Source organism: Lactobacillus kalixensis DSM 16043, from assembly GCF_001434335.1.
GTDB classification, from domain to species: Bacteria; Bacillota; Bacilli; order Lactobacillales; family Lactobacillaceae; genus Lactobacillus; species Lactobacillus kalixensis.
Genome location: NZ_AZFM01000056.1, coordinates 1 through 4,849, shown reverse-complemented (window position 1 = coordinate 4,849; position 4,849 = coordinate 1). Strand labels below are relative to the sequence as shown.

The following is a 4,849-nucleotide window of genomic DNA, read 5'->3' as shown; positions in this document are numbered from 1 at the left end:
GTGATACATATCATTGCCAAGCTGCTTTTTCAATATACTTCAGTTTTTGACGCTTACTAAAAATTTATTTAGATGTCGATTTTTATATGATATAAAAAAGCGCTAGAACTGTTGATTTTCTAGTGCTTTTAATATCGTTAGTTATTGCTTGAAATATTTTTGAATTTTTTGAATAATATCCTCTTTTGTACTTAAGATAAGTTCAATATAGATTATTTTTTCGACATTATCTATACGATAAAAGATATATTCATTTTTATCGATTAAGACGTAATAGTTTGCAAGTAAATCTGAAAATTTTGTGGCTTTGATTCCCATATAAGGGGATGATTTTAAGATTTCCAGCTTTTTTTCTTCTTTTTGCAACACATTTATTTTTGTTTTTTCACCAAAGTTGATTAATAGATATTCTTTTAAATTTTCAAAATATTTTTTAGTAGAAGCAGATAGTTCTAGAGAAAACATTAGTTAAATAGTTCTCCTTTAACATCATCAAAGTTATAATGCTTTGATTTTTCTGCTTTTTTTAATTTATTTAATAATTCAAGAGCTGCAGAAAATTCATCATATTCTTCAATATCTATAATTGCGAATTTGCCATAACCGTTTTTGGTTAGAAAAACAGGCTCATCTTTTTTTACTTTGTCTAATACTTTGTTGTAGTTTCTTAATTCAGAAACAGGTTTAATTTGTAACATTAGTATCAACTCCTTCATCAAATTATACATTATTTTTCGAACAATTTACAGCACTGTAGTATCAGAAAAAGCGCTAGAAGACTCAATTTATCTTCCAGCGCTTTTATTTGAAAAATTATACTCAGCCTAAATCAATTACCGTATCGTAATGTAATAAGTCATCTTTTTCATAATGGTGGATCACTTCAACGAAGGTCAAGTTAGAGTTGAGCAGGTAAGCGTGAATTTGATCCGCAGTCTTCTTGTCTAGTGAGGCATTAATTTCATCAAGTAAAAGTACGGGTCTATCAGCTAAAATTGCTCGAGCGAGTTCAATTCTAGCTAGCTGTCCACCGGATAATTGATCAGCGTTATCGCCTAAGAAATAATCGAAGCCCTTTTCATTAATTAAGCTAGTTAAACCAAGCTGGTCACAAACTTCTTCGACCTTTTCTTTAGAAATATCACTACCTAAGGTTAGATTGAACCATAAGTTGTCTGCGAAGATCACGGGTGCCTGGCTGGCATAGGAAAATAAGTTAGTAAAACTGCCGGCTTTTACTTTCTTATTGTTTAGATCAATTTCCTTAGCCTCCCCATAGTTACCAGTCATTAAAAATTGAAGTAGTGTAGATTTTCCTGTCCCGGAAGGACCGATAACTGCTTGGTGAGTGCCAGGTTCAATTGTTAAGTCGAGATTTTGGACTAATTTTTTGTCTTTTCTGATTAAATCTAAGTTGTAAACTGCTAAAGTGCCAGCTTCAATTGATTTAGTTTTTTCTTCTGAAGCCACGCTAGACAAGTACTTGCGGACCTTTTCTACAATTTCTTTGGTAGTTGATAGTTTATTACGGTCGTCTAAAATTGTCAGAATTGGATTAACGAATGAGTTAGCTAATTGAATGATCGCAAACAGACCACCAATTGTTGTCATTCCCTTGATAACAAGCAAGACACCGATTGAGAAAGGTACCATGAATGAAAAGAGCATCGCAAGTAGATTAATTAAAGAAGCAATATTTAGGTCAAGCAGGTTCATCTTCAGTAAGGCATTTTCTAAGGCTTCAATTTTATATCTATTTTTCTCTGTAGCATTCGTTCCCTTATCGTACAACTTGAGTGTATTGCTACCGGCGAGGAAATTCTTGGTTTGGTTAACATATTCTGCATTCTGCTTAGTCCAATTCTGTGAAGCAGCTTGAATTTTCTTCTGGAAAATACCAGAAATAATCATCGGTACAAAAGAGCAGAGTAAGAAAAGAAGCGTGATCAGCCAATTGACTAGCAAGGCATATGCTAGAGCGAAGATTAGGGTGAAGGCCTGCATGATGATCTCAACTTGTGCATCGAAGCGGTTAGTTTCAAGTAATTTGAAATCATTGGTAAGAAAGCCTAGTTTTTTTGCACCCTGATTTTCGATGAGCATTCCCTTGAAGAGGTTAGTTCTGAGATAAGTGTTAGTTTCTTTAATTGCGGAAGTTTTTAGTGAATTAAAAAGCAAATTTGCGCCTAAAATTGCTACTAAACTAATGACCACAATCATAATTACTGAGGTCAAATCGTGCCAGCTGCGATTCGTAGCAATGTTGGTCAAAGATTGGACCATAAAGGCCATGATTACGTTTTGCAAGCTAGCTACCATTCCAGCAGCAATCATTAAGATGAATTTGAAATGATTTGAGTATTTATAAAGCATAGTGGGTTCTCCTTTGAATTAACTGGATCTTGCAAATAGTATGCCTTATAATTTTTCTCAAATAGATAATTCTTGCAGATCTGCAAGTCTAATTGGAAGGCAAGGGAATAGCAATGTATGTACGGTCACGAATTCAAAAAGTTACGCAAGATGCAAAATATTACCCAAAAAGATGCATGTCAGGGAATTTGCTCTGAATCGAAACTATCACGTTGGGAAAATGATCAGGTAGAAGTGGAATTTAGTACCGCGATGAAATTACTGGCACAGATCCACATCAATAGTTATGAGTTTATGGGTTGGTCAGAACATTCACCTTTTCAAACAGATGAAATTGAAGAGGCAACTTTTGCCGATGTAAAAAAGACAGCTTTGCAACACATTGATCGTTATAACGAAAGTAAAAAGATTTCAGACTTGTTGGCAGCTACTCCATATTGCAACAAAATTTTGCTGGAAAGTGGTCAGAAGTTACTGTCAGACAGTCACTTGCAGCGTTTGTATGCTCACTTTTCTAAAATAACTTTTTGGTCACACTACTACATTAATTATTTTGGAGGGAGCATTTTCTTATTAGAATCACGGCAAGTGTATGGCATTGCAATGCAAATTTTGCGGAATTTTGATTCTGTTGAGAATGCGGAAACTAGTCAGAGTTTGATTGATGTGATGGGCGGTTTGGGGGATGCAGTGATCAAGTTGATTTTTGATCATCAATTGGATCAAGCTAAGACGTTACTCACAGAAATAAATAAGGTGGAATTACCTCGGTATTTAGAATTTTTCAATATAGTAAATAATTTCATTAGCAAGGTGATTCATTATTTGGAAACGGGGGATGAGCAACCGGTGCTAGCGATTATCAATAGTTTGATCTTGGTGAATTGTAAGAGTCTGTCGCATATTTGTCTGGATGTGTTTAAGCACGTGCAGAAAGCTTGGGAGAAGTAGGTGTTCAGATTCATAGTATTGCTTTGTAAAAAAGTGATCTTATGCATGACTTCATAATTAATGTACGGATATTAGCTGATTATTTTTTTAAAAATAGTTTTATTTATTTTTAAAATAATGTAGAATACGAATTATCTACTAAAAAGCAGAAAAACAGTTAGTATTCATAGAGGAATTTAGAAATGAAAAAATTGGTTAGAAATAAAATTCCAGAATTTGCAACTTACGCTAAGTATCGCAAGCTTAAACCAGAAGAAATTGAAGCTGCGTTAAAGAATAAAATTGTTGAAGAAGCACAAGAGGTTAAGGCTGCTCCAAATGAAGAGAATCTAATTGAGGAATTAGGTGACATGTATACTGTACTTCAAGCCTTTTTAGAATTTAAGAAAATTGATGAAAGTCGATTTTTGAAAAAGGTTGAAGAAAAGAATAGAGCAAAAGGAACTTTTTCTGAATATCTGTTGATGGAAACAGAAGATGAATGATTCGGAAGAACAATAGAAGATAGCTTAGAGCTATCAAGATGCCATTGAAATAAGTCGTCTGATGGAAAAATGAAAAAGCCAGAAATCATGCAAACTAGCATAGTTTCTGGCTTTTGTTTTGTAAAGTATAGTTATCTCACGATTTAGATTTTGCTTTATTAATCTTATATTTTTCGTAAAAGTAGAAAAATATAAATTGAACTACGAATAAACCAACTAAAAGCCAAATAGGCAAAGATGACTGATCATGAGCTTGTGCGACATAAAAAGCAACTATTTCGGTAATTATAATTTCAACTTGTCTGTACCAGAATTTTTTCATGAGGATCACTACTTTCACTAGGGCTTAGTTAATAACGTAATAATACATCTTTCTTTCTGACATTGTGCTACCAGATCTACATTAATAATAAAACCAAAAATAGAAGATAGATTTAACTTGTATCGTATTTGTTACAGATCTATAAAGACCAGTTTGCAATTGTTTCCTTATAGCCATATTCTCCAAGGCTTTTCTTTATATTTTTCGCTTTGCTGATATCTCCATCAAATAGTGCTTTCATATAAGACGTATGAATTTTATATATCATTAAATGAAATGATGCTGGTTCATTGAGCATATAGTTAATTACTTCATTTACATGATTACCAGTATTCTTCTGGGTGTAACAAGTTACTAAATAATTACCAAATATCCTGAAGTATCTTTCCAACATTAACTCTGAAAGATTATTATTCTTCTTAACTACAGATAATAATCTACCAATAAAAAAATCTAGTTCTTCTGGTAGCCATATAGGCATAGTGTTGGCAAATAATTTTAAAATGTCAGGGCGATTAATCCAATTTTTTCCTTCATCAAATTCTTTTTTTAACTCTTTTTGTATGGTACTATCCAAAGAACTTAGATCATCCTTAAAATAGGCAATAGTGACTATTGTTCTTAATTTTAGAATATTATTATTAGTTAAAAGAATTTTCTTTTTGGCCGATTGTAAAATGAAGTTGGACACTATGTCCTAAATTAAAAAAGGTCATTT

At 32.8% G+C, this 4,849-nt stretch carries 6 protein-coding genes; 2 read left to right on the top strand and 4 right to left on the bottom strand.

The features are described 5' to 3' along the window. Positions 1 to 141: 141 nt before the first annotated feature. The 3 genes from FC46_RS09475 to FC46_RS09465 form a co-directional block, all read right to left on the bottom strand. Positions 142 to 465 carry a type II toxin-antitoxin system RelE/ParE family toxin gene (locus FC46_RS09475; RefSeq protein WP_057800139.1) on the bottom strand — a complete coding sequence of 108 codons (324 nt, stop codon included), beginning with the start codon at positions 463 to 465 and terminating at the stop codon, positions 142 to 144. After that, positions 465 to 698 carry a type II toxin-antitoxin system prevent-host-death family antitoxin gene (locus tag FC46_RS09470; protein ID WP_057800137.1) on the bottom strand — a complete coding sequence of 78 codons (234 nt, stop codon included), beginning with the start codon at positions 696 to 698 and terminating at the stop codon, positions 465 to 467. The genes FC46_RS09475 and FC46_RS09470 overlap by 1 nt, the downstream gene beginning before the upstream one ends. A gap of 121 nt (positions 699 to 819) precedes the next feature. Continuing rightward, complete coding sequence (locus FC46_RS09465; RefSeq protein WP_057800135.1) at positions 820 to 2,373, bottom strand: ATP-binding cassette domain-containing protein; 1,554 nt, start codon at positions 2,371 to 2,373, stop codon at positions 820 to 822. A 117-nt stretch (positions 2,374 to 2,490) separates the two neighbouring features. Between FC46_RS09465 and FC46_RS09460 the strand changes: the two genes are divergently transcribed. Further along, positions 2,491 to 3,324, top strand: a complete 834-nt coding sequence (locus FC46_RS09460; RefSeq protein ID WP_057800133.1) for a helix-turn-helix domain-containing protein — start codon at positions 2,491 to 2,493, stop codon at positions 3,322 to 3,324. Positions 3,325 to 3,506: 182 nt separating this feature from the next. Further along, positions 3,507 to 3,809, top strand: a complete 303-nt coding sequence (locus FC46_RS09455) for a nucleoside triphosphate pyrophosphohydrolase (protein ID WP_057800131.1) — start codon at positions 3,507 to 3,509, stop codon at positions 3,807 to 3,809. A gap of 461 nt (positions 3,810 to 4,270) precedes the next feature. Here FC46_RS09455 and FC46_RS09445 read toward each other — a convergent pair whose 3' ends face one another. Continuing rightward, entirely contained in the window at positions 4,271 to 4,708 is a 438-nt protein-coding gene (locus FC46_RS09445; protein ID WP_157046827.1) for a hypothetical protein, read from the bottom strand. Positions 4,709 to 4,849 lie beyond the last annotated feature (141 nt).

Coding starts and splice junctions, on each gene's coding strand:
- FC46_RS09475 (WP_057800139.1), bottom strand. CDS start 465: ATGTTTTCTCTAGAACTATCTGCTTCTACTAAAAAATATTTTGAAAAT.
- FC46_RS09470 (WP_057800137.1), bottom strand. CDS start 698: ATGTTACAAATTAAACCTGTTTCTGAATTAAGAAACTACAACAAAGTA.
- FC46_RS09465 (WP_057800135.1), bottom strand. CDS start 2,373: ATGCTTTATAAATACTCAAATCATTTCAAATTCATCTTAATGATTGCT.
- FC46_RS09460 (WP_057800133.1), top strand. CDS start 2,491: ATGTACGGTCACGAATTCAAAAAGTTACGCAAGATGCAAAATATTACC.
- FC46_RS09455 (WP_057800131.1), top strand. CDS start 3,507: ATGAAAAAATTGGTTAGAAATAAAATTCCAGAATTTGCAACTTACGCT.